At 71.5% G+C, this 382-nt stretch carries 1 protein-coding gene; it reads right to left on the minus strand.

Annotated elements, in window-relative coordinates:
• The coding region (locus tag FNQ90_RS26750) for a chorismate-binding protein (protein ID WP_182608623.1) at positions 1 to 382 on the minus strand (382 nt) is incomplete at both ends.

Consider the following 382-nt stretch of genomic DNA (forward strand, 5'->3'; position numbering starts at 1 on the left):
GTACCGGCGATGGGGTGCAGCATCGCCCGGCCGTCCTCCACCTTGACCAGGGCCTCGGGGCTGGAGCCGACGATGTCGAACCCACCGGCCGGCGCGGCGGTGGTCCCCCCGGCGCCGTGATCGGTCGTGAAGGCGCCGGGATCGTCGCCGGGAATCCGCAGCAGGTACATGTAGGGACTGGGGTTGGTGGCCCGCAGGACCCGGTAGACGTCCAGGGCACTCGCCGAGCAGGGGGCTTCGAAGCGCTGGGAGGGCACCACCTGGAAGGCGTCCCCCGCACGGATGTGCTCCTTGACGACCTCCACCACCTCCCGATACGCCTCTCCGCCCCAGGGGGTGGTGAACCCGGGCACCCGGGAGGGGGGCAGCGGCTGTCTCTTAT

It is taken from the genome of Streptomyces alkaliphilus, from assembly GCF_014141535.1.
Taxonomy (GTDB): Bacteria; Actinomycetota; Actinomycetes; order Streptomycetales; family Streptomycetaceae; genus Streptomyces; species Streptomyces alkaliphilus.